At 58.8% G+C, this 20,784-nt stretch carries 14 protein-coding genes; 7 read left to right on the forward strand and 7 right to left on the reverse strand.

All coding sequences use genetic code 11. The annotated features are described in order from the left end of the window. Window positions 1-48: 48 nt before the first annotated feature. A complete protein-coding gene (locus tag AC1RJ3_RS03210) occupies window positions 49-936 on the reverse strand; it encodes a LysR family transcriptional regulator (RefSeq protein WP_493077452.1) in 888 nt (295 codons plus the stop codon). A 102-nt stretch (window positions 937-1,038) separates the two neighbouring features. Between AC1RJ3_RS03210 and AC1RJ3_RS03215 the strand changes: the two genes are divergently transcribed. Together AC1RJ3_RS03215 and AC1RJ3_RS03220 are read left to right on the forward strand one after the other, a co-directional pair. Then, a complete protein-coding gene (locus AC1RJ3_RS03215; protein ID WP_493077454.1) occupies window positions 1,039-2,406 on the forward strand; it encodes an MFS transporter in 1,368 nt (455 codons plus the stop codon). Beyond that, entirely contained in the window at window positions 2,387-2,788 is a 402-nt protein-coding gene (locus AC1RJ3_RS03220) for a DUF4440 domain-containing protein (RefSeq protein ID WP_493077456.1), read from the forward strand. Before AC1RJ3_RS03215 ends, AC1RJ3_RS03220 begins: the two co-directional genes overlap by 20 nt. 34 nt (window positions 2,789-2,822) lie before the next feature. Here AC1RJ3_RS03220 and AC1RJ3_RS03225 read toward each other — a convergent pair whose 3' ends face one another. The 5 genes from AC1RJ3_RS03225 to aceK form a co-directional block, all read right to left on the reverse strand. Continuing rightward, a complete protein-coding gene (locus tag AC1RJ3_RS03225; protein WP_493077458.1) occupies window positions 2,823-3,059 on the reverse strand; it encodes an anti-sigma factor family protein in 237 nt (78 codons plus the stop codon). Then, the gene (locus tag AC1RJ3_RS03230) at window positions 3,053-3,661 is read right to left on the reverse strand and encodes an RNA polymerase sigma factor (RefSeq protein WP_493077460.1); all 609 of its coding nucleotides are present in this window, start codon (window positions 3,659-3,661) and stop codon (window positions 3,053-3,055) included. The genes AC1RJ3_RS03225 and AC1RJ3_RS03230 overlap by 7 nt, the downstream gene beginning before the upstream one ends. Before the next feature lie 54 nt (window positions 3,662-3,715). After that, window positions 3,716-4,837: a beta-ketoacyl-ACP synthase III gene (locus AC1RJ3_RS03235; protein WP_103316255.1), complete on the reverse strand. Its 1,122-nt coding sequence runs from the start codon at window positions 4,835-4,837 to the stop codon at window positions 3,716-3,718. Between the two features lie 253 nt (window positions 4,838-5,090). Continuing rightward, the gene (hrpA, locus tag AC1RJ3_RS03240; protein ID WP_493077462.1) at window positions 5,091-9,002 is read right to left on the reverse strand and encodes an ATP-dependent RNA helicase HrpA; all 3,912 of its coding nucleotides are present in this window, start codon (window positions 9,000-9,002) and stop codon (window positions 5,091-5,093) included. 190 nt (window positions 9,003-9,192) lie between these two features. After that, window positions 9,193-10,914, reverse strand: coding sequence for a bifunctional isocitrate dehydrogenase kinase/phosphatase (gene aceK, locus AC1RJ3_RS03245; RefSeq protein ID WP_347929266.1), 1,722 nt, complete (start codon window positions 10,912-10,914; stop codon window positions 9,193-9,195). Window positions 10,915-11,043: 129 nt separating this feature from the next. Here aceK and AC1RJ3_RS03250 point away from each other — a divergent pair, with 129 nt between their 5' ends. Beyond that, window positions 11,044-11,952, forward strand: a complete 909-nt coding sequence (locus tag AC1RJ3_RS03250) for a DMT family transporter (protein ID WP_493077464.1) — start codon at window positions 11,044-11,046, stop codon at window positions 11,950-11,952. Window positions 11,953-12,011: 59 nt separating this feature from the next. Here the strand turns inward: AC1RJ3_RS03250 and AC1RJ3_RS03255 are convergent, their stop codons facing one another. Next, entirely contained in the window at window positions 12,012-12,392 is a 381-nt protein-coding gene (locus tag AC1RJ3_RS03255) for a type 1 fimbrial protein (RefSeq protein WP_493077466.1), read from the reverse strand. Window positions 12,393-12,460: 68 nt separating this feature from the next. Here AC1RJ3_RS03255 and AC1RJ3_RS03260 point away from each other — a divergent pair, with 68 nt between their 5' ends. The 4 genes from AC1RJ3_RS03260 to AC1RJ3_RS03275 all read left to right on the forward strand — a co-directional run bounded on the left by AC1RJ3_RS03260 (window position 12,461) and on the right by AC1RJ3_RS03275 (window position 20,776). Beyond that, a complete protein-coding gene (locus AC1RJ3_RS03260) occupies window positions 12,461-12,583 on the forward strand; it encodes a hypothetical protein (protein WP_256585175.1) in 123 nt (40 codons plus the stop codon). Between the two features lie 898 nt (window positions 12,584-13,481). Beyond that, the gene (locus tag AC1RJ3_RS03265) at window positions 13,482-16,304 is read left to right on the forward strand and encodes an ATP-binding protein (RefSeq protein WP_347929263.1); all 2,823 of its coding nucleotides are present in this window, start codon (window positions 13,482-13,484) and stop codon (window positions 16,302-16,304) included. Beyond that, a complete protein-coding gene (gene pvrR / locus AC1RJ3_RS03270) occupies window positions 16,291-17,478 on the forward strand; it encodes a response regulator cyclic di-GMP phosphodiesterase PvrR (protein WP_054596201.1) in 1,188 nt (395 codons plus the stop codon). The genes AC1RJ3_RS03265 and pvrR overlap by 14 nt, the downstream gene beginning before the upstream one ends. 79 nt (window positions 17,479-17,557) lie before the next feature. Next, window positions 17,558-20,776: a hybrid sensor histidine kinase/response regulator gene (locus tag AC1RJ3_RS03275; protein ID WP_427531335.1), complete on the forward strand. Its 3,219-nt coding sequence runs from the start codon at window positions 17,558-17,560 to the stop codon at window positions 20,774-20,776. The last annotated feature ends 8 nt before the right edge of the window (window positions 20,777-20,784 follow it).

Raw genomic sequence — 20,784 nt, forward strand, 5'->3', positions numbered from 1 at the left:
TATCCCCCATCCCTCGACGAGCCGGAATAGCCCTGCCGCACGTTGCGATCACTGCCCCAGGTGCAATAGCAGGAAATCGATGAACGCCCGCGACTTGTGCGGCAGGTGTGGGCTGTTGGGGAATACCACATTGACCGACTGCGACGGCAGGGTGTATTCGGGCAGCAGATGGACCAGACTGCCGTTGGCAATATCGTCGTCCACCATCCAAACGGGAAGCACCGAAACGCCGAGAGACGACAAGGTCATGGCACGAATGACGGTGGATGAGTTGGACTCGAAGTGATTCGGCCCCGTGACCTCAACCTCACCCTGGAACCGATGACGCAAAACCCAGTGGGTCGGACCTTGCAAATTGCTGTTGGCGATCCAGGGCACTGTATTCAGGTCCTGGGGGTTGAGCACCGGCCAACGCTTGAGAAACGTTTCGGTCGCCACCAGCACGATTTCATAGTCCGCCAGTTTGCGGCTCTTGAACGCTGAATCCGCCAGATTGCCCAGACGAATAACCAGATCAAGTTTTTCGGCAACAAGATCATTGAGCGAAGCGTTAAAACTGTAACTCAAGTGTAGTTCCGGATAGCACTCGGCAAACCTGGAGAGGATCGGAAGAATGTACTTTTCACCGTACTCACTCGTGGAGCTGAAGCGCAACTTACCGGAAATACGATTATGCCCCTGCAACACATTTTCAAAAGCGTTATCGATAGTAGCGACAATACCCTTGAACTCATCATAAAAGTTCTGCCCTACTTCTGTCAGGGCAATATTTCGAGTATTACGGATCAGCAGGGTTACTGAAAGAACGTCCTCCAGTGCCTTGACATGAAGGCTGGCCATGGCTTTGCTGATGCACAGGTAGTTGGCAGCCTTGGTGTAGGAGCCGAAGTCGACAACCGCGAGGAATGTCTGGACGCGGTTAAGATGGGTGTGCATGTTATAACCCATTGTTAAATTCCATCAAACAATGTTTCAAGTATAGGTGCATCGACACTTTCGGTCTATCGCTCCTATGATCCCCGGCAAAAGGGAGATCATATGACTTATCGCTACACAGTGGCTCTTATATTCCTCATCGGCTTCTTTATCGACTGCGTCAATATATTCATGTCGGCAGTGGCATTGCCGAGTATTGCTGATGACATGCATGTCTCGACGTCCTCCGTGGCCTGGGTGGCCAATGCCTATATTCTCGGTCTGACGTTGATCATTCCGATCAGCACCTGGCTGGCGGGACGATTTGGCAGCCGGGAAATTCTCACCGCCTCAATGCTCGTATTCAGTATCGCCGCCGGGTTGTGCGGCATGGCAGGCAGCTTTCACGAACTGGTCGGTTGGCGTTTCGTCCAGGGCATCGGAGGCGGCTTGCTGATTCCCGTGGGCCAGGCCTTGACCTTCAACCTGTTCAAGGGAGACCAGCGGGCGAAAATCTCCACGCTGGTGATGGCTGTCGCCCTCATCGCACCGGCCATTTCCCCGACCATCGGCGGTGTCATCGTCGACACCAGTTCCTGGCGCTGGGTGTTCTATTGCAACATCCCGTTTTCGTTGATCGCCGCCGGCTTGTCCTGGCTGTGGATCAGGGAAGAGCGCCCGGCCGACCTCGCGAGGCCCGACATCAAGGGGCTGTTGCTGGTGAGCGCGGCGCTGGGCTGTGTATTGATGGGTATGTCACTGTACGGCGGCGATTACCCGGCCATGGCGGCGCTGATCTGTCTCGCGGCAGGCGTGACCTTTATCCTGCTATACCTGCTGCATTATCGCCGTTGCAAGAACGCCATCGTTGAACTGAGTCTGCTCAAGAGCAAAAAGCTCAGCACCTCGATTTTCATTTATTACGCCATTCCCGGGGTATTCACCGGGGTCAACCTGCTCAACATTTTCTACCTGCAAAACAGCCTGGAGTTCAGCGCACAGCTGACAGGCATGTTCATGCTTCTCTACGCCATCGGCGCCTTCATCGCCATGCTGATCTGTGGCCGGGTCTACAACCGGCTGGGCGCAAGGTATCTGTTCACCCTGGGCATGTTGCTGCACAGTGCCGGCATCGCCACGCTGTACCTGGTGAACAGCCCGTCGGACCTTCCGGTCATCATCATCGCTTACTGCCTGATGGGCATCGGCGGCGGCATTGGCGCAAACACTGCGCAGACCACCTCGCTCATGGACTTCGAAGGCGACGCCACCCACAAGGGCAGCGTGATCTGGAATATCAACCGGCAGATGTCTTTCAGCATCGGTGCCGCGTTGTTTCTGATGATCTACAACCTGCTACTCAAGCACCTTGAGTCGACCCAGGCCTACCATCTGACCTTCGCCATTGCCGCCTTGATCGGATTGTTTCCCCTGTTGCAGATGAGCAACCTCAACACTCGAAAGGAACGTCATGCACAACAAAATAGTTGAACAGGCACAGCACAGCATCCACGCGATCCACGACCTGATCCACGCCATTTTTACCCATCACCAGGGTGACGGTGCCGCGAGGATCGACGAGCTGATGCCCGCCTTCGACGATAACTTCAGCATGGTCACCACCTCGGGCGCCATCGTCAATCGCGCTCAGGTCGAGCAGATGTTCCGTGGCGCCGTCGGCGCGCGCTCAGGCCTGGAGATCGCTATCAGCGACATGTTGACCGTCTGGCAGGAAGGCCAAAGCGTGGCTATCCGTTACAAGGAAACTCACCGGTTGAACCAGCAGGAAACATCGCGTCTCTCGGTGGTGGTGATTCGCATCGACGAGCACTCGGCCCAGTGGCTTTACCTGCACGAAACACCGTTAAGCTAAAAGCGAGCGACATATGAGGAAGTGTGGCTTAAAACTACTTGCTACCCTTTTGCCGTTCGGCGGCCAACCGCGCGGCGAGTTCGTCGACACCGGGAACCGGTTTTTCGGGCATGGCGCGCAAGGTCGCCTGCATCAGGCGCATCTGTCGGATGAACCGTCGGCAATTGGGGCAAAACATCAAATGATGGCGCACCATCAGCCGCTCACGAAAGCTCAACTGGCCATCGAGATAATCGCTGGACCGCGCTACTTGTTCCTTACAGGTCAACATTCGCCGGTCTCCTCAAAATGCTCCACAGTTGCAAACACCTTCAACCGTGCGCGGTGCAGCAGCACACGAACATTGGAGAGCGAGATCTCCAGAAGATTACAAATCTCCTCCAGCTCCAGGCCCTGGCGCTCCCGCAACAGCAGCACGCTGCTTTGCAGGTCCGACAGGCTGAGCAAGGTATGTTCCAGGCATTCACGCAGTTCGTTTTCGGTGAGCAGCGCTTCCGGGGTGTCCTGATGCCAGCTGAACGGCGCCACCAGCCAGTGGCCATCAGCGGCGGAGAAACGATCATCATCGATGGTGCCGTGGGGTGACGGCAGGTCATCGAGCAAGACTTCCCGGCGGTTTTGTTTGTATCGGCCTTTTGCCGCGTTGGCGGTGATGGTCAACAGCCAGGTCTTGAGGCTGGAACGCCCCTCGAACCGGTTCAGGTTGCGCACCACCGACAGCCAGGCATCTTGCACCACTTCGTCGGCATGCCGGTTACCGACGATGGCATAAGCCACCGCCCGCATGGCGCTCTGGTAGGTGCTGACCAACTCCTTGAAAGCCTGCTGCTCGCCCGCCAACAGACGTTCGAGCAGTTGCGTGTCGTCAGTCATCAGTGCTGATTCCCTGTGGGTGCATGACTCAAGCTTGTCACTACCCTTCACAACTCAGCGCTTGCGCAGAATCACGCTGCCAATCGAATAACCGGCACCAAACGAGCTGAGTACCGCCAGCGAACCGGCTGGCAAATCGTCCTGGTTCTTGTGAAAGGCAATCACTGAACCTGCAGAGCTGGTGTTGGCATACGTGTCGAGAATCACCGGGGCTTCTTCTTCGGTGGCTTCGCGGCCGAGCAGCTTCTTGACGATCAGGTGGTTCATGCTGAGGTTGGCCTGGTGCAGCCAGAAGCGTTTCACGTCGCTGATGTTCAGCTTGTTCTCGTCCAGGTGGGTGGCGATCAGCTCCGCGACCATCGGGCAGACATCGCGGAACACCTTGCGACCTTCCTGGACGAACAGTTTGTCACGGGCACCGATGCCCTCTTCCGCCGCGCGGTTGAGGAAGCCGAAGTTGTTGCGAATGTTGTTGGAGAACTTGGTCAGCAGTTTGGTGCTGACGATGTCGAACTGATACTTGGACGTGGCCAGGTCGGCACGTTCGATGATTACCGCAGTGGCCGCATCGCCGAAGATGAAGTGGCTGTCGCGGTCGCGGAAGTTCAGGTGACCGGTGCAGACTTCCGGGTTGACCATCAGGATCGCCCGGGCCTGGCCCAGCTGTACGCTGTTGGCGGCAGCCTGAATGCCGAACGTTGCCGAGGAACAGGCCACGTTCATGTCAAAACCGAAACCTTCGATACCCAGCGCTTCCTGGACTTCGATGGCAATGGCCGGATAGGCGCGTTGCAGGTTGGAGCAGGCAACGATCACCCCGTCGATGTCCGCCGCCGTCTTGCCGGCGCGTTGCAGGGCCTGCTCGGCAGCGCCAATGGCCATCTGGCAAAGCACCGACCATTCGTCATTGGAACGCTCAGGCAAACGAGGTGCCATGCGCTTAGGATCAAGAATGCCTTCCTTGTCCATGACAAAGCGGCTTTTGATCCCCGAGGCTTTTTCGATAAACGCGACGCTGGATTCGGTCAGTGCCTGCACTTCGCCACGTTCGATGGCGTCAGCATTGTCAGCATTGAACTGAGCGACGTAAGTATTGAAAGACTGCACCAGCTCTTCGTTGGAGATGCTGTTGGCCGGTGTGTACAGGCCGGTGCCGCTGATGACGACATTATGCATGGTCGTTTCTCTAATCTGTTCAGGCAGAAAGTATTGGCACCGACGTACCAACACATAAAGGGTTTATCCCGTCGAAGGGCATCAACCTGGCATCTCTTGTTTCCGATCCGCCCGGGTTGCGAGACTCAAATATGCGGGGACGGTGTTTATAACGGCGAAGTTTGCCATAAACATTGGCGTTTGGCCCCTTTTGCGAGAGCAACGGCAGGCATACCTAACGGCAGGCATACCTGTTGAAGCTTGTACACAGGGTTTACGGTTCGACTTGAGTCCATTGTTTGCTCAAACGCTTGTCGGAGATCGGCACCTTGGTCCCCAATTGCTGGGCGAACAGCGAAACCCGGTATTCCTCCAGCCACCAGCGGTAGAGCTCAAGCTGCGGATCGCGCTTGCCTTCCTGCGCGTGCTTGTTGGCGCGGGTCTGGTATTGGGTCCAGAGGCCGGACAACTCGCCGCTCCAAACCCGATCCTTTTGCACCTGAGCCCCAAGTTTCTCGAAACGCTGCTCGACGGCTTTCAAGTAACGCGGCAGTTCCTTGAGCCACTGCATCGGGGTTTCACGGACAAAGCCTGGATACACCAGGTGACTGAGCTGCTGCTTGATGTCGTTCAGGGCCACCGCTTGTGCCAGGTCGATCTTGCCTTTGAAGCGCTTCTGCAAAGCGTGCCAGAGCTTGAGCGATTCCAGCGTCAGTTTCGCCAGACGCTCGGCGTGCTCGGTCCACGCACCGCGCTTGCGCTCGGCCAGCGAGGCCAGACCCGCGCCGTCACGCGGTAAACTCGCTTCGCCGTCGAGAATGCAGCTGTCGAGGCTCGCCAGCAGAATGTCTTCCACCAGACTGTCAATACGCCCCAGCTCGCGGTACATCAGGCCCAGCTCGGTGAGCCCCGGCAGCTTCCCGCGCAAGAACTTCGCCGGCTCGGCCAGTTGCTGCATGAGCAACCGCTGCAACGCCCGACGATGCTGGAACTCGGCCTCGGCCGGGGTCGAAAAACGCCCTTCCTTAACGGTGCCCGCCTCTTCCACCAGCGCCGGGTAGACCGTCATCGACAGCCCGGCGATCTTCTGTTGGGTTTTCTCGGCCACCGCGGCGAAGACCTTGGCCTCCACCGGCTGTTGGCTTTTCGCTGTCTGCGGTACCGCCAAAGCCGCCTGGCTGGCCTCGGCGAAACGTGCGGTCAGCTCGGCCAGATCACGGCCTTCGCCGAGGAACTTGCCTTGGCCATCGACGATTTCCAGGTTCATCCGCAGATGACTTTCAACCTGCTGCGCCGCTTCCGTCCAGGCCTCATCGCTGACCCGCGCACCGGTCATGCGCAGCAGTTCACGACCCAGCGCATGCGGCAACGAGCCCTCGGCGAAAGTGACTCGCTGCAACGCCGCTTTGACAAAGTCCGGCACCGGCACAAAGTTCTTGCGCAGGGCCTTGGGCAAGTTACGCACCAGGGCGATGCACTTGGCTTCGATCACCCCCGGCACCAGCCATTCCAGGCGTTCCGGCGGCAATGCCGGCAACAGTGGTGCAGGTACGCGCAAGGTCACACCGTCGCGGGGATGGTTAGGCTCGAAGTGGTAACTCAACGGCAACGTCAGATCACCCAGGCGCAGGGTGTCCGGGTAATGCGCGGCGGTGACTTCGCTGGCTTCGCGAGCCAGCACGTCTTCTTCGCGCATGATCAGCAATTGCGGGTCTTTCTGGCTGTTGATCCGATACCAGCTGTCGAAGGTCGCGGTCTGATGGATCTCTGCCGGCAAGCGCGCGTCGTAGAAGGCAAACAGGGTTTCCTCGTCTGCCAGAATGTCGCGACGACGGGCCTTGGCCTCCAGTTCGTCGAGCTGTTCCAACAATTGCTCATTGGCAGACAGACACTTGGCTTTCGACTGAATCTCACCGCGTACCAGCGCTTCGCGGATAAACAGCTCACGCGAGGTGACAGGATCGATCGGCCCGTAATGCACGGGCCGGCGACCGACCACGATCAACCCGAACAGGGTGATTTGCTCGTAGGCCACGACCTGTCCGCGCTTCTTCTCCCAATGCGGTTCGAAGTGGTTCTTCTTGATCAGGTGCCCGGCCAGCGGCTCGATCCAGTCCGGCTCGATCTTCGCCACCATGCGTGCATAGAGCTTGGTGGTTTCCACCAGTTCGGCAGTCATCAGCCATTGCGGACGTTTCTTACCCAGCCCCGACGACGGGTGAATCCAGAAGCGCCGCTGACGTGCGCCGAGGTAATCGCCGTCTTCGGTTTTCTGGCCGATCTGGCTGAGCAAACCAGACAACACCGCTTTGTGCAGTTTCGGGTAGTCCGCCGGCTCTTTGTTCAGGCTCAGCTGCATGTCGCGGCAGATCAGGCTCAACTGACGATGGGAGTCGCGCCACTCGCGCAGGCGCAGGTAATTCAGGAAATTCTTGCGGCACCAATTGCGCAGCGGGCTGGCGGTCAGGGCCTGGCGCTGCTCTTCAAAACCACGCCACAGGTTGACCAGCCCGGCGAAATCCGAGTCCACGTCTTTCCATTGTGCGTGGGCCTGATCGGCGGCTTGCTGACGCTCCGGCGGACGCTCGCGCGGGTCCTGGATCGACATCGCACTGGCGACGATCAGCACTTCCTGCAAGCTGCCGAGCTTCGCCGCTTCAAGCAACATCCGGCCCATGCGCGGGTCCACCGGCAACCGCGCCAGTTGCCGGCCGAGCGGCGTCAGTTGGCTGTTGCGGTCGACTGCCGAGAGTTCTTGCAGCAGGTTGAAACCGTCGCTGATGGCCTTGCCATCCGGCGGCTCGATAAACGGGAAATCGGTGATTTCGCCGAGGCGCAGATGGAGCATCTGCAAAATCACCGCCGCAAGGTTGGTACGGAGAATTTCCGGATCGGTAAATTCCGGCCGCCCGATGAAATCTTCTTCGCTGTACAGACGGATGCAAATGCCCGGCTCGACCCGTCCGCAACGGCCTTTACGCTGGTTGGCGCTGGCCTGGGAAATCGCCTCGATCGGCAAGCGCTGGACCTTGGCCCGGTAGCTGTAGCGGCTGATGCGCGCGGTACCGCTGTCGATCACGTAACGAATACCCGGCACGGTCAGCGAGGTTTCCGCGACGTTGGTCGCCAGCACCACGCGACGGCCCGGATGGGACTGGAAAATCCGCTGCTGCTCGGCCGGCGACAGCCGAGCGTACAGCGGCAGAATTTCGGTGTGCTTGAGCTGGGCCTTGCGCAGCATGTCCGCGGCGTCACGAATCTCGCGCTCGCCGGGCAGGAACACCAGCACGTCGCCGGGACTGCGGCGTTCGCTGCGTTCGTATGCGGCAATTTCGTCGAGGGTGGCGAGGATCGCCTGATCCACGGTCAGGTCGTCTTCGACCCGGTTGCCCTCTTCGTCCTGCTCCAGCGTCAACGGCCGATACCAGGTGTCCACCGGGAAGGTGCGGCCCGAGACTTCGACAATCGGCGCATCGTCGAAGTGCTTGGAGAAGCGCTCGAGATCGATGGTCGCCGAGGTGATGATGACTTTCAGGTCCGGGCGGCGCGGCAGCAGGGTTTTCAGGTAACCGAGCAGGAAGTCGATGTTCAGGCTGCGTTCGTGGGCTTCGTCGACGATGATCGTGTCGTAGCGTTCGAGGTAGCGGTCGTTCTGGGTTTCCGCCAGCAGGATGCCGTCGGTCATCAGTTTGATCAGGGTGTTGGCATCGCTCTGATCCTCGAACCGCACCTGATAGCCGACCAAGGCACCGAGCGGTGTTGCCAGCTCTTCGGCCACCCGGCTCGCGACGCTGCGCGCAGCAATTCGACGCGGCTGGGTGTGGCCGATCAGACCGTGCTGGCCGCGACCGATTTCCAGGCAGATCTTCGGCAACTGGGTGGTTTTACCCGAGCCGGTTTCGCCGGCGATGATCAGCACCTGATGCTTGAGCAGCGCTTCCTTGATTTCGTCGCGCTTGGCGGCGATCGGCAGGCTGTCGTCGTAACGAATCAGCGGCAGGCTGGCACGTCGCGCCAGCACCTGGTCGCAGGACGCTTGCATGCGCGTCACCCACAGGGCCAGCTTGGCCTCGTCGGGTTTCTTGCGCAGCTCGAGCAACTGCCGCCGCAGCCGGTGGCGGTCGGCAAGCATGGCGTGGTCGAGGTTTTTCAGCAGTTTGTCGATTGAAGGCGATTCGTCAGTCATCAGGTACGCAAAAGTCGTCTAGTGGCGCAGGGGGGCGATTGTCGCAGATTTGAGTCCATAGCGACGAATCCAACCTGCTTTTGTGGCGAGGGAGCTTGCTCCCGCTGGGTTGCGAAGCGGCCCCAAAAGGGACTGCTGCGCAGTCCAGCGGGAGCAAGCTCCCTCGCCACAAGGTGTTCACTCAGGAGGGCTACTCGTTATCGAGGCCTTTGCGCCGATACGGGAACACATCGATCACCTTGCCAGCGCGAATCGCTGCTTGCAGGCCTTTCCAGTAATCGGCGTTGTACAACTCGCCATGCAGTTGATCGAACAACCGGCGCTGCGCGGAGTCGGCGAACAGGAACGGTGGGAATTCTTCGGGGAACACGTCCAGCGGCCCGATCGAATACCACGGCTCGGAGGCCATTTCATCTTCCGGTGTGCGCGGTTGCGGGATGTGGCGGAAGTTGGCTTCGGTGAGAAAACAGATCTCGTCGTAGTCATAAAACACCACGCGCCCGTGTCGGGTGACGCCAAAGTTTTTCAGCAGCATGTCGCCGGGAAAAATGTTCGCCGCCGCCAGTTGCTTGATCGCCAGGCCGTAGTCTTCCAGCGCTTCGCGCACCTGCGCGTCGTTGGCGTTTTCCAGGTAGAGGTTCAACGGAGTCATGCGCCGCTCGGTCCAGCAATGGCGGATCAACACGGTGTCGCCTTCCACCTGGACTGTCGACGCGGCGACTTCCAGCAGTTCGGCCAGGCACGCCGGATCAAACTTGCTCAGCGGAAAACGGAAGTCGGCAAACTCCTGGGTATCGGCCATGCGCCCGACCCGGTCGACGCTTTTCACCAAACGGTATTTCTCGATCACCGTCGCGCGGTCGACGTTTTTCGACGGTGAGAAACGGTCCTTGATGATTTTGAACACGGTGTTGAACCCCGGCAGGGTAAACACGCTCATGACCATGCCGCGCACGCCTGGGGCCATGATGAACTGGTCGTCGGTGTTGGCCAGGTGATTGATCAATGCCCGGTAGAACTCCGACTTGCCGTGTTTGTAGAAACCGATCGAGGTGTACAGCTCGGCGATGTGCTTGCCCGGCAGGATGCGTTTGAGAAAACCGATGAACTCCGCCGGCACCGGCACATCGACCATGAAGTACGAGCGGGTGAACGAAAAGATGATCGACACTTCGGCTTCATCGGTGATCAACGCGTCGATCTGAATCCCCCGGCCTTCGCGGTGCAGAAACGGAATCACCAGTGGCCATTGCTCGTCCGCGGTATAGATGCGCCCTACCAGGTAGGCGCCCTTGTTGCGGTAGAGCACCGAGGAAAACAACTCGACGCTCAGATCCGGGTCCTTGCAGACCCAATCCGGCAGATTCTCGCGCAGTTGCGCTTCGAGTCGGCGCAGGTCGCGGTCGAGGTCAGCGTAGTCTTCGCTGAAGCGGTAATCGGCAAAAATGCTCGCGAGCATGCCGGACAGTTGACCATGCGGCTTATAGATCCGGGTCTGCGCGGCCCGGGCCCGGTGCAAGCTGGGCCGGGTGGTGTGGATGAACATGCAGCCATCGCTGATCAGGTCATGACTGAACAGCCCGCAGAAAATCGAGTTGTACCAGGTCTCGGACAATTCATCGTCGAAACGCAGGTCGATCAGGTTGATGTAGGCGCTTTTAACCAGCGGCCAGCAGCCGACATCCATTAGCACCTCCGCCTCGAAGGCGGCATGCAGGCGCCCCACCACTTCGCTGACCTTGGCTTCGTAGAGGTTGATCCGCGCCGCTGACGCGATCTGCGTTTCCTGCCACTGCGCCTGTTCGAAGCGCGCCCGGGCACCGTCAGTGATCTGGCGGAAATGCTCGCGGTAATCGTCGAAGCCGTCGAGGATCATCTGGGCGATATCGGCGGCGGGCCATGGCTGCGGCATGTGAGGACCTCTGCGGGATGGTTCTTGTCGTTGGGGCTGAGCTTAGAGGTCAATTGTTACGCAACGCAACCATTGCCTTGGCACCCTGCGGCAGCGACACTTGCGCCCCGATAAAGGAAGGAACGAGCTGTGAACCCCGTCGATATTCTGCGTATGTTGTCACTTGCTGCCATTTGGGGGGCGAGCTTTCTGTTCATGCGCATCATCGCCCCAGTGATTGGCACAATCCCCACTGCTTTTTTCCGCGTTTCGATCGCCGCCACCGGGTTGCTGGTGATTCTGGCGATGATGCGGATCAGTTGGGATTTCCGTGGCAAGTTCAAAACCGTGCTGCTGCTGGGGATGATCAACTCCGGTCTTCCAGCGACCCTGTACTCGGTGGCCGCTCAAGTGCTGCCGGCCGGCTACTCGGCGATTTTCAACGCGACCACGCCGCTGATGGGCGTGCTGATCGGCGGCCTGTTCTTCAGCGAAAGACTCACCCTGTCAAAAATTGCCGGCGTTGCCCTCGGCTTGTTTGGCGTCGCCATCCTGACCCGCGCAGGTCCCGTGGCCTTCGACATGCAATTGCTGATGGGCGCCCTCGCCTGCCTGCTGGCAACCACCTGCTACGGCTTCGCCGGGTTCCTGGCACGACGCTGGCTCGATCATCAAGGCGGCCTCGACAGCCGTCTCGCGGCATTGGGCAGCATGCTCGGGGCAACGCTGTTCGTGCTGCCGTTGTTCGGCTACAGCGTCATCACTCAGCCGCCCGTTAGCTGGGGTGGCTGGAACGTCTGGTTGTCGCTGCTGGGCTTGGGCCTGGGCTGCACGGCATTTGCCTACATCCTGTATTTCCGCCTGCTCAGTTCCATCGGCCCGGTCAAATCAATGACCGTGACCTTCATGATCCCGCCGTTCGGCGTGTTGTGGGGCGCATTGTTTCTCGATGAACCGCTGTCGATGGCGCATCTGTATGGCGGGCTGTTGATTGCAGGGGCGTTGTGGCTGGTGTTGAAACCTGCGGCGGTGAAGGTGCCTGCACTGGCGGAGCAGTAATCAGTAGGCAGCGGCGCATCGACACACAATGCGCCGCCTGGACCGACGTGCACCTCACCTCAAGGCGACGTCAGCGTAATCAGGTAAGCGCCCGAGTTCACCGGTTTACCGGCCGCGTCGACCAAGGCGTATAGCTGATCGTAGTAACGGCCATCCTTGCTCCCCTCTGTGACCAGCTTCACGCCCACGCGGGAATGATCGAGCGCACTGACCGAGCGAACCGGCTCGACGCTGCGCACACTGACCGAGCTGCCATCCACCCTGGTCGGACAACCGTTGAACTCAAACGTCGAACTCGCCCCCACGCGGGAGCTACAACCTGACTCGACAATACTGCCGTGGAACTGGATGACACCCTGAGCCACCGGGGTGGCCGCCAGGCATGCACCGCTCAGCGCGAAGAACAGGCTGATACCGACCGACAAACGCTTACCGTTCATGTTGATGCTCCTTAGGGTTGTAAGGACTGCATCGACAAGTCTGGCTGGGATCTTGAGGATTTTAGGAAATGTCTGATGTTTATTTCTTGAAGCTGCCAACGGCGTCTCAGGGCGCATCGATTGCCAATGCATGCGGTACTGACCGGCGCATCCGCCAGCAGGCTGCCGCTGACAAACTAAGAAACGCCTGATGTTCACAGACTTTCACGGACGCTAAGGTGTTAGTTTCTTTATCACTACGCATTGCTAGCAACATGGATATTTCAAACAAACAGAATCGATTGCGCACTGTTCTGAACATCGCTTGCGTAATGGCGTTTGCCTACGGCCCCGGTGCAATGGCTGCCAATTGCAAGTTCCTCAATACCAACGGTTCTAATAATACTTCTACTCCCCTGAATTGCGGGACCAGTTTGACCGCTGACAGCTTGGCAATCCCCCCAAGATGCCCCATAAACACAGTCATTTACGAGGAGAGCCTTCAACATGAAGAACTTTTCTTTACCTGCACAGCGTCGTTTCACTACGGAATGGTCATGACGCCTGCGCTCGGCGTACCTTCCGGCAATACTGACCCCCTGGGCAAAACCGGGCGGTCATTCCGTATAAAAGCACCTAATCCGAATGTCCCGGAAAAGACGCCCCCCCCCTTCACCTGTAACGGTCAATTATCCAGCTAAGCACCACCTTCCAACAGGCGCAGGTCTCGTTGAGATGATTAAGGCGATTAAATCTGGCAAACACAGAGCTTTTAGGGATGTGGACGAAAGCAAGGCAACGATCGGGTAGACGCATCAGCGCGGCCATCTGTTGCTTGGCCGAAATGTGCCAGAACATCTCAGGAACCAAACTGAGTATTGCGGCAACAGCTTAAAGTCGGCGCTTGATGTAATACGAGTAGCTTCTCGAATCACAGACAGGTCTCCTCGGTAAAAAGCAGATTCTCGGCTCTATTGAAAAGAACTTGAGATCGAATTTGGAACAGCCAATCCCAGTATCAACTTAGCTATTGAGGCATGTATAACACTCGATCGCCACTTTAAGAATCGTCTGATTCGCACGCAGGCCCACCCTCGCTAGGGTAGCCAGATGAAACTGAAGAACTACCTTCACCAGATCAATCCCCTCCTCTCCACACCGAACGCCGCACGACGTCTGTTGCGTATTTTTGGCGTAGTTTTGCTCGTTGGCATACTCAGTGGCGTCTACAGTTTCCTGCTGCTGACGTTCAACGCCGAAGTGTCGCGCAGACGCAGCCACATGAGCAGTGCGATTGCTGAAGCCCACACGTTTTTCACCACCCGCGAAGCGCTGCTCGAAAGTCTAAGCCTGTCGGCGATTCGCAAGCCCGACGGGGTAAAACCGCAAGTCTCGCCAGAAGAAATCCATTTGCTGCTGGGTACCACACGCGGCAAGCAATGGAGCATCTGGCTGACCGAGCGGATCCGGCAGTACCTGACCAGCAAGCAGGTCAACTTGCTGTACGTCAGCAGTGGAAACGACCTTCAAGTGAAAAGGCTTTATACCGCCACACCGGTGGTTGGAGATTTCCCCCAGGCGATGCTCAATCGCTTGCAGGCGTTGAAAAGTGACAATACCAACGCGATGGACCAGTTGTGGCTGACCAATCAATCGTCCGGCCATTCGCAGCTCTACATTTTCATTCGGCTGGATGCGCGGGATCTCGATTCCGGCTGGCTGGGGCTTGAGATGGACGGTCGCGAGGTGTCCAACGCGCTGGATGATCAAAGCGCCGGGCAATTCACGATGTTCAATCCCGACGGCATGCTGGTGTTCAGCAACAGCCAACCTGCCCAGATCTGCAAAAATCTGATGCAAATGCAGATGCAGAATTTTTTTGGTTTTGTCGGCAAAAACTGGCTGCCCGATAATCTGGTGATGCGCAAACAACTGAAGTCATCCGACTGGCAGTTGGTCTACTCCATCGATCTGCGCAAGGTGCTCATCACACTCTGGCCACGACTTGGCGGCGCCCTGCTGTTCTGCCTGTTCAGTATCAGTCTGGTATGGATTGTGATTCGCCGCCTCGAATACCGCTTTATCACGCCGACCATCAGTCGTATCCAGGCGCTGGTCGAAAGCGAGCTGTTCAGCAGCGATGTGATCCAGACCGCACCGGTTGCGCTGTGTGTTCTGCGTCGCGCCAACGGCCAGGTGGTGTTGGAAAACACCTTGGCGCAGCAATGGCTGGGCCAGAGCGGTGAGCGTGAGCGCCTCAGTCCGCGTTGGATCTACCAGGCGTTCGACGAGATGAACCCGCAAGTCACCGACTATTTCGAAGCTGCCGACGGCCGTCACCTGTACCTGAGTTGCGCGCCCACCCGTTACAAGGGCGAAGACGTCTTGCTGTGCGCCTTCAGCGACATCAGCACGCGCACCCAGATTGAGGATGCGCTGGATCAGGCGCGGCAACTGGCCGATGCCGCGAACGACGCGAAAACCCTGTTTCTGGCGACCATGAGCCATGAAATCCGCACACCTTTGTATGGCGTGCTGGGCACTCTGGAGTTGCTGGCGCGGACCGAACTGGACGCGCAACAAACCGACTACTTGCGCACCATCGAAGGGTCGTCCGCGACGTTATTGCAATTGATCTGTGATGTGCTCGATGTGTCGAAGATCGAGGCCGGGCAACTGGCGCTCGAGCTTACGGAGTTCAGTGTGTTTGAGCTGGTTCACGAGGTGCTTCAGGGCTACGCCGCCGCCGCTCATGGCAAGGGCCTCGACCTGTACGCAGTGATCGATCCGAAGTTGCCGGAGCGGGTCATCGGCGACGTGTCGCGTATCCGCCAGATTCTCTACAACCTGCTGAGCAACGCCGTCAAATTCACCGACGCCGGGCGCATCGTCCTGCGCGTGAGTCTGATTGGCCGCGACGGCGAGCGCGCCAACCTGTTCTGGCAAGTCTCGGACACCGGTAAGGGCATCACTCAGGAAGACCAGGCGCGTATTTTCGAACCCTTCTACCAGACTCGCGGCCACACTAATGTGATCGCCGGCACCGGCCTCGGCCTGCCCATCTGCCAACGCCTGACACACTTGATGAACGGCAGTATTCGCGTGGTCAGCGAACCCGGCCTGGGCAGCAGTTTCTCGCTGAATCTGTCTCTGGAACAGCCTTCAACCCCCGCACTACCCAGCAGTTTCACGCCGTTGCTACCAAAAGTGGTGTTTGTGGTTTCACCGATTCGCGAACTGACGGAAGCCATGAGCGGCTGGTTGCGCCGGTGGGGCGCCCGCCCGCAGCTTGATCGCGCTTCACGCTGTGCCGCCACGCCAGACAGCGTGCTGCTTGAGTTGCATCCCGGTTGCTTCGAAGAACGCCTCGATCCGCAATGGACCGGGCCGTTGGTGATGGCCACCGGCGACGGCTACAACGAACCCCAGGCAGGTTCCGGAGGCTGGGTGGTCAACATCAACTACCTGGAGGCCATTCATCAGGCCGTCAGCCGGGCCCAAGGGCTTTCCGTGATCAAACCGGAAAATGACAACCCGCAACGGCAACTGAAAAAGTTGCATCTACACATCCTCGTGGCTGAAGACAACGTCATCAACCAGTTGATCCTGCATGACCAATTGCAGGAACTGGGGTGTACGGCCGAACTGGCGAGCAATGGCGAGGAGGCACTGGCGATGTGGCGCAGAGGCCGTTTCGACGTGATTCTGAGCGACGTCAACATGCCGCGCAAAAATGGCTATGAACTGGCGCGAGAGCTGCGCCGTCTGGGGTGCAAGGTGCCAATCATCGGCGCAACCGCCAACGCCATGCGCAGCGAAGAAGCCCTGTGCCTGGCTGCTGGCATGAACCATTGCCTGGTCAAACCTTTCACGCTGCAGGCCTTGCACAACCAACTGGCGCCTTACGAAAGAACACCTCATGAAACCACTTAGTATCCTGATCGTTGAAGACCATCCGTTCCAGCAACTGTATCTGCAGAATCTGTTCAGCGAGCTCGGAGACTTTGAGCTGGAGTTCGCTCAAGAAGGCAGCGCAGCGCTGGACTACCTGAAAAGGCGCGACTTCGATCTGGTGCTGACTGATTTGCTGATGCCGGGAATGGACGGCGTCCAGTTCATTCAGGGGCTGGCGGCGTCCGGTTCGCGACCCGCGCTGGCGATCATGAGCGTCGCCTCCCGACGCATGCTGACCAGCGCCAGCCTCGCCGCGCGCAATCTCGGCGTCAGCGTCATCGGTCTGATTTCCAAACCGGTCAAGAGCAGCGCTTTGCGCAATCTGACTGATCAGTTGGGCAGTCGGCGTCAAGCCATCCTGCCCCTGCCCGGCCCGCAGATTGATCACTTGGCGATACTCGCAGCGCTGGACAACGGTGAACTGCAAGCCTGGTTCCAGCCGAAAAAATCGCTGGCCAACGGCCGTATCGTCGCCGCAGAGGCGCTGGTGCGCTGGATTCATCCCGAGCATGGCGTGCTGTTGCCGGGTATGTTTCTGCCGGCGTTCAAGGCGTTTGCCCTGGAGGAAAGCCTGCTGTGGCATATTCTCGAACAAGCGATGAAGGCGCAGAAATTGTGGGGCGCTCAAGACTACGCCATCCCGGTGTCGATCAACCTGCCCACCCACTTGCTTAACAGTCCCGATCTGGCCGACCGGATTCTGCAGTTTGTCCTTAAGCACCATGGCGCCCCGGCGATGATCTGTTTTGAGTTGATGGAGTGTTCGATGCCCGAGGACATCAGCAACTTCTACGCCGGTGCGTGCCGGTTGCGCATGAAGGGGTTCGGGCTGTCGCAGGATGACTTCGGTCAGGGTTACAGTTCGTACATGAATCTGGTGTCGACGCCGTTCACCGAGTTGAAGATTGACCGGGCGCTGGTGCACGGTTGCAGTGAAAACGAAGAGTTGGCCCAGGCCCTGACCAGCATCGTCGCGCTTGGCCGCCAATTGGGCCTCACGGTGGTGGCCGAAGGCGTGGAAACAGCACAGGAATTGGCTCTACTGCGTAGAATCAACTGCACTCAGGTTCAGGGGTTTCTCATTTCACATGCGGTGTCGTCATCCGAATTTCAACAACTGCTAACCCAGGACGGCCCGGCTGTCGTGGATTGATCCCTGACGCACAGACTCTGTTTGCATCCGAGGTAGCGGTGTCCAAGGCTTATCCAAGCATCTCCAACAGGCTGGCCCAATGACTCATCCCAATGCGCGTCTGCACAAACTGACCAGTAGCTCACTGCGCATGAATAAAGGTGTCGTGGTGCTCTGCGGTCTGGCATCGATGTTGGTCGGTCTCAGCGTCTGGGGCCTGAATCGCATGGTCGCCGAACAACGCGATGCGGTGCGTTATCACTTCGCCCGGCTGATGGAGAACATGGGCGAACAAGATCTTTTCCTCAGCGCTATCGCCCAACAAAGCGCCAAGGGACTCACGCTGAATACCCAGCGGATGCACATGTCTGTGCAGGAGCCGATGCCGGAGCAAGACAGCGGGATTTACCGGGCTAAAGAACTGTCTTTTTCCCTGCCCTTTAGCGTCAAGATCAACCCGACATCGATTGAACCGAGTGAGCGCCCCAAGGTATTCGCGCTGGGCGCGCATCTGGCCAGTTACTACAGCGCATTCTGGTCGGCCTCGCACTACCAGTCGCCCCAGGTATTTCTATTCAACGTCCCGGACAACTTTGACATCGCGGTGCCCGCCGCCGGGGAACTGCGCGGCGCCGGGCAGATTCAGGGGGGTACCTTTCAGCAGGTACTAACCCAGGTGTTGCAGTGCCTGCAGAAGAAAAATCCACAGCCGTTGGACAGTCAGGTTCACTGGGTTCGTTATGGTGCGCAAGCGGATAAAGGCGTTGCTCCAACAGTGCTGGCCTACATCAACGTCGACCTGCCGGCGAGCCAATTGGATATTGAAGGCGCCAGCCCGTGGGTGGTCGTGGCATCGCTGTTGAATCTGAGCCAGATCAACGATATCGAGCGCATCATGGAATGGTCGATCTACGACCGCTTCGGTCTCACCGCGCCCAACGGCAGCCTGTTGGTCGGGACCGAGCCGCCCGACCCGGCGCTGAGCGAAGGGCTGAACGTGCGCCTCGACGGTCTGGTGTTCAAGATTTCCAGCGAGGGGCCGCACCCGTGGACGGCGGTTTACGTGGTCGGTTTCAAGAGCTTTATCGATTACGCGTGGTGGCCGTTGCTCGGCGTCTTGACATTAATAATTGCCAGCATCGGTGGCGGCTGGGCCTTCAGCCGCTGGTACAAAACCCGCGTGGTACTGCCCGCCCATCAAGCGCATCAGAGCATCTCCGAAAGCGAGGCATTCAGCCGCGCGGTCATCGATGCTGCGCCCACCGGGCTGTGTGTGGTACGGCGCAGTGACCATCAGGTATTACTGGAAAACCAGCGTATTCAGGAGTGGCAGCAAAGCGACCGGTTGATCGCCGCCCTCGACCAGAAATACCCACTGACCAGCCCCGGCCAGACCGACCTCGAAATCGAGGGTCATCATCTGCACGTAGGGGTGGTTGGCGCCCGTTATCATGGCGAGGATGTGTGGATCTGCGCATTCCACGACGTGACCCGGCATATCGATGATGCCGCGGCATTGGAGCAGGCATTGCGTGCGGCCGATTCGGCCAACGAGGCGAAAACGCGCTTTCTGGCGACCATGAGTCATGAAATCCGAACGCCGTTGTACGGCGTTTTGGGCACGCTCGAACTGTTGGGGCTGACCGATCTCGGGCCGCGTCAACAGGAATACTTGCGCACCATTCAGCGCTCTTCGGCGACCCTGTTTCAGCTGATCAGCGACGTGCTCGACGTGTCGAAAATCGAATCCGGGCAGATGACCATTGAAGCTCAGGACTTCTGCCCGCTGGAACTGACCGAAGACACTTTGTGCGCCTACAGTGCGTTCGCCGAGGCCAAAGGTTTGCAGCTTTATGCCTGCATTGATTCGGCGATCCCTGACCGGGTGCAAGGCGATCCGCTGCGCATCCGGCAGATTCTCAATAATCTGCTGAGCAACGCGATCAAGTTCACCGACAATGGCCGCGTGGTATTGCGACTGCGGCTGCTGGATCTCAACGCCGGCGGTGCCAATCTGCAATGGCAGGTCAGCGACTCCGGAATCGGTATTTCCCAGGCCCAGCAAAGCCAATTGTTCGACCCGTTCTATCAGGTGCGCGATGCCTCCAGCGAAGCCGGGGCGGGCCTCGGTCTGGCGATTTGCTGGTGGTTGTGCGAGCTGATGGCCGGGCAGTTGAAAGTGGTCAGTGAACCCGGACTGGGCAGCAGCTTCTCACTGCAATTGCACCTCGCTTGCGCAGTCGGTCAGTTGAGCGATTGCCCCGAATTCGCGCCTGACGCGCCGCCGATTTACGTACAGGCACCGGCACCGGAACTGGCGCAGCATGTGTGCAACTGGTTCAACCGACTGGGTCAGGAAACCCGCATCCTCGGCCCGGACGCGAAAAACCTGCCTGGCTCTTCAGCGCTGCTGCTGGATGTGCTGCCGTCCTCGCAAACCGCTTGGGGCGGCCCGCGTGTCATCGCCACGACCGCTGGGGCCAACCCGGCGGAATACACCGCCGAAGGCTGGTCGGTGGATGCGCATGACATCCGGGCGATGGCCTGGGCGGTCAGCTTCGCGCAACAAGGCGTGGGACAGCGTAACCACACTGCGCTTACCGAGCAGGCCCGACGGCTGGATCTGAACATTCTGATTGCCGAAGACAACCCGATCAATCGGGCGATCATCAAAGAGCAGCTTGAGGCGCTCGGTTGCACGGTGGTCGCCACCGCCGATGGCGAACAAGCCCTGCACCAATGGCTGCCTGGCTTGTTCGACATGGTGTTGACCGACGTCAACATGCCCGTGATGAATGGCTATGAACTGACCAAAGCACTGCGCAGAAACGATGCGGATCTGCCGATCATCGGCGTCACCGCCAATGCTCTGCGCGATGAAGGCGAACGCTGTGCGGCGGTCGGCATGAACGCCTGGCTGGTCAAGCCATTGAACCTGCACACGCTGCGTACGCAATTGCTCAAGCACTGCAAAGCAGCCAACCCGTTGCCCCTGGTTGAGCCGGACCAGCCCGCGCATATCGCGCAAATCCCCGATCAGCCGCAGTTGTCGCCAAAAATGCGGACCTTGTTTTTCAGCACCATGCAGCAGGACATCGACAAGGTCACGGCCTCACTTCGGGACAGCGATGCGGCTGCGCTTGGCCGTCATCTGCACAGCATGGCCGGAGCTTTGGGCGCCGTGCAGGCCGGCAGTCTGGCAGACGCATGCATCAGCCTTGAGAGCCGCCTGGAGGGTCACCCTCTCACTCCGGCCTTGGCTACCGAGGTCAGCGCTTTGCTGGAACGACTGGCAGCAATGCTCGACGCGCTGGCGTAATCCGTATG

It is taken from the genome of Pseudomonas sp. GW822-FHT04C11, assembly GCF_058800905.1.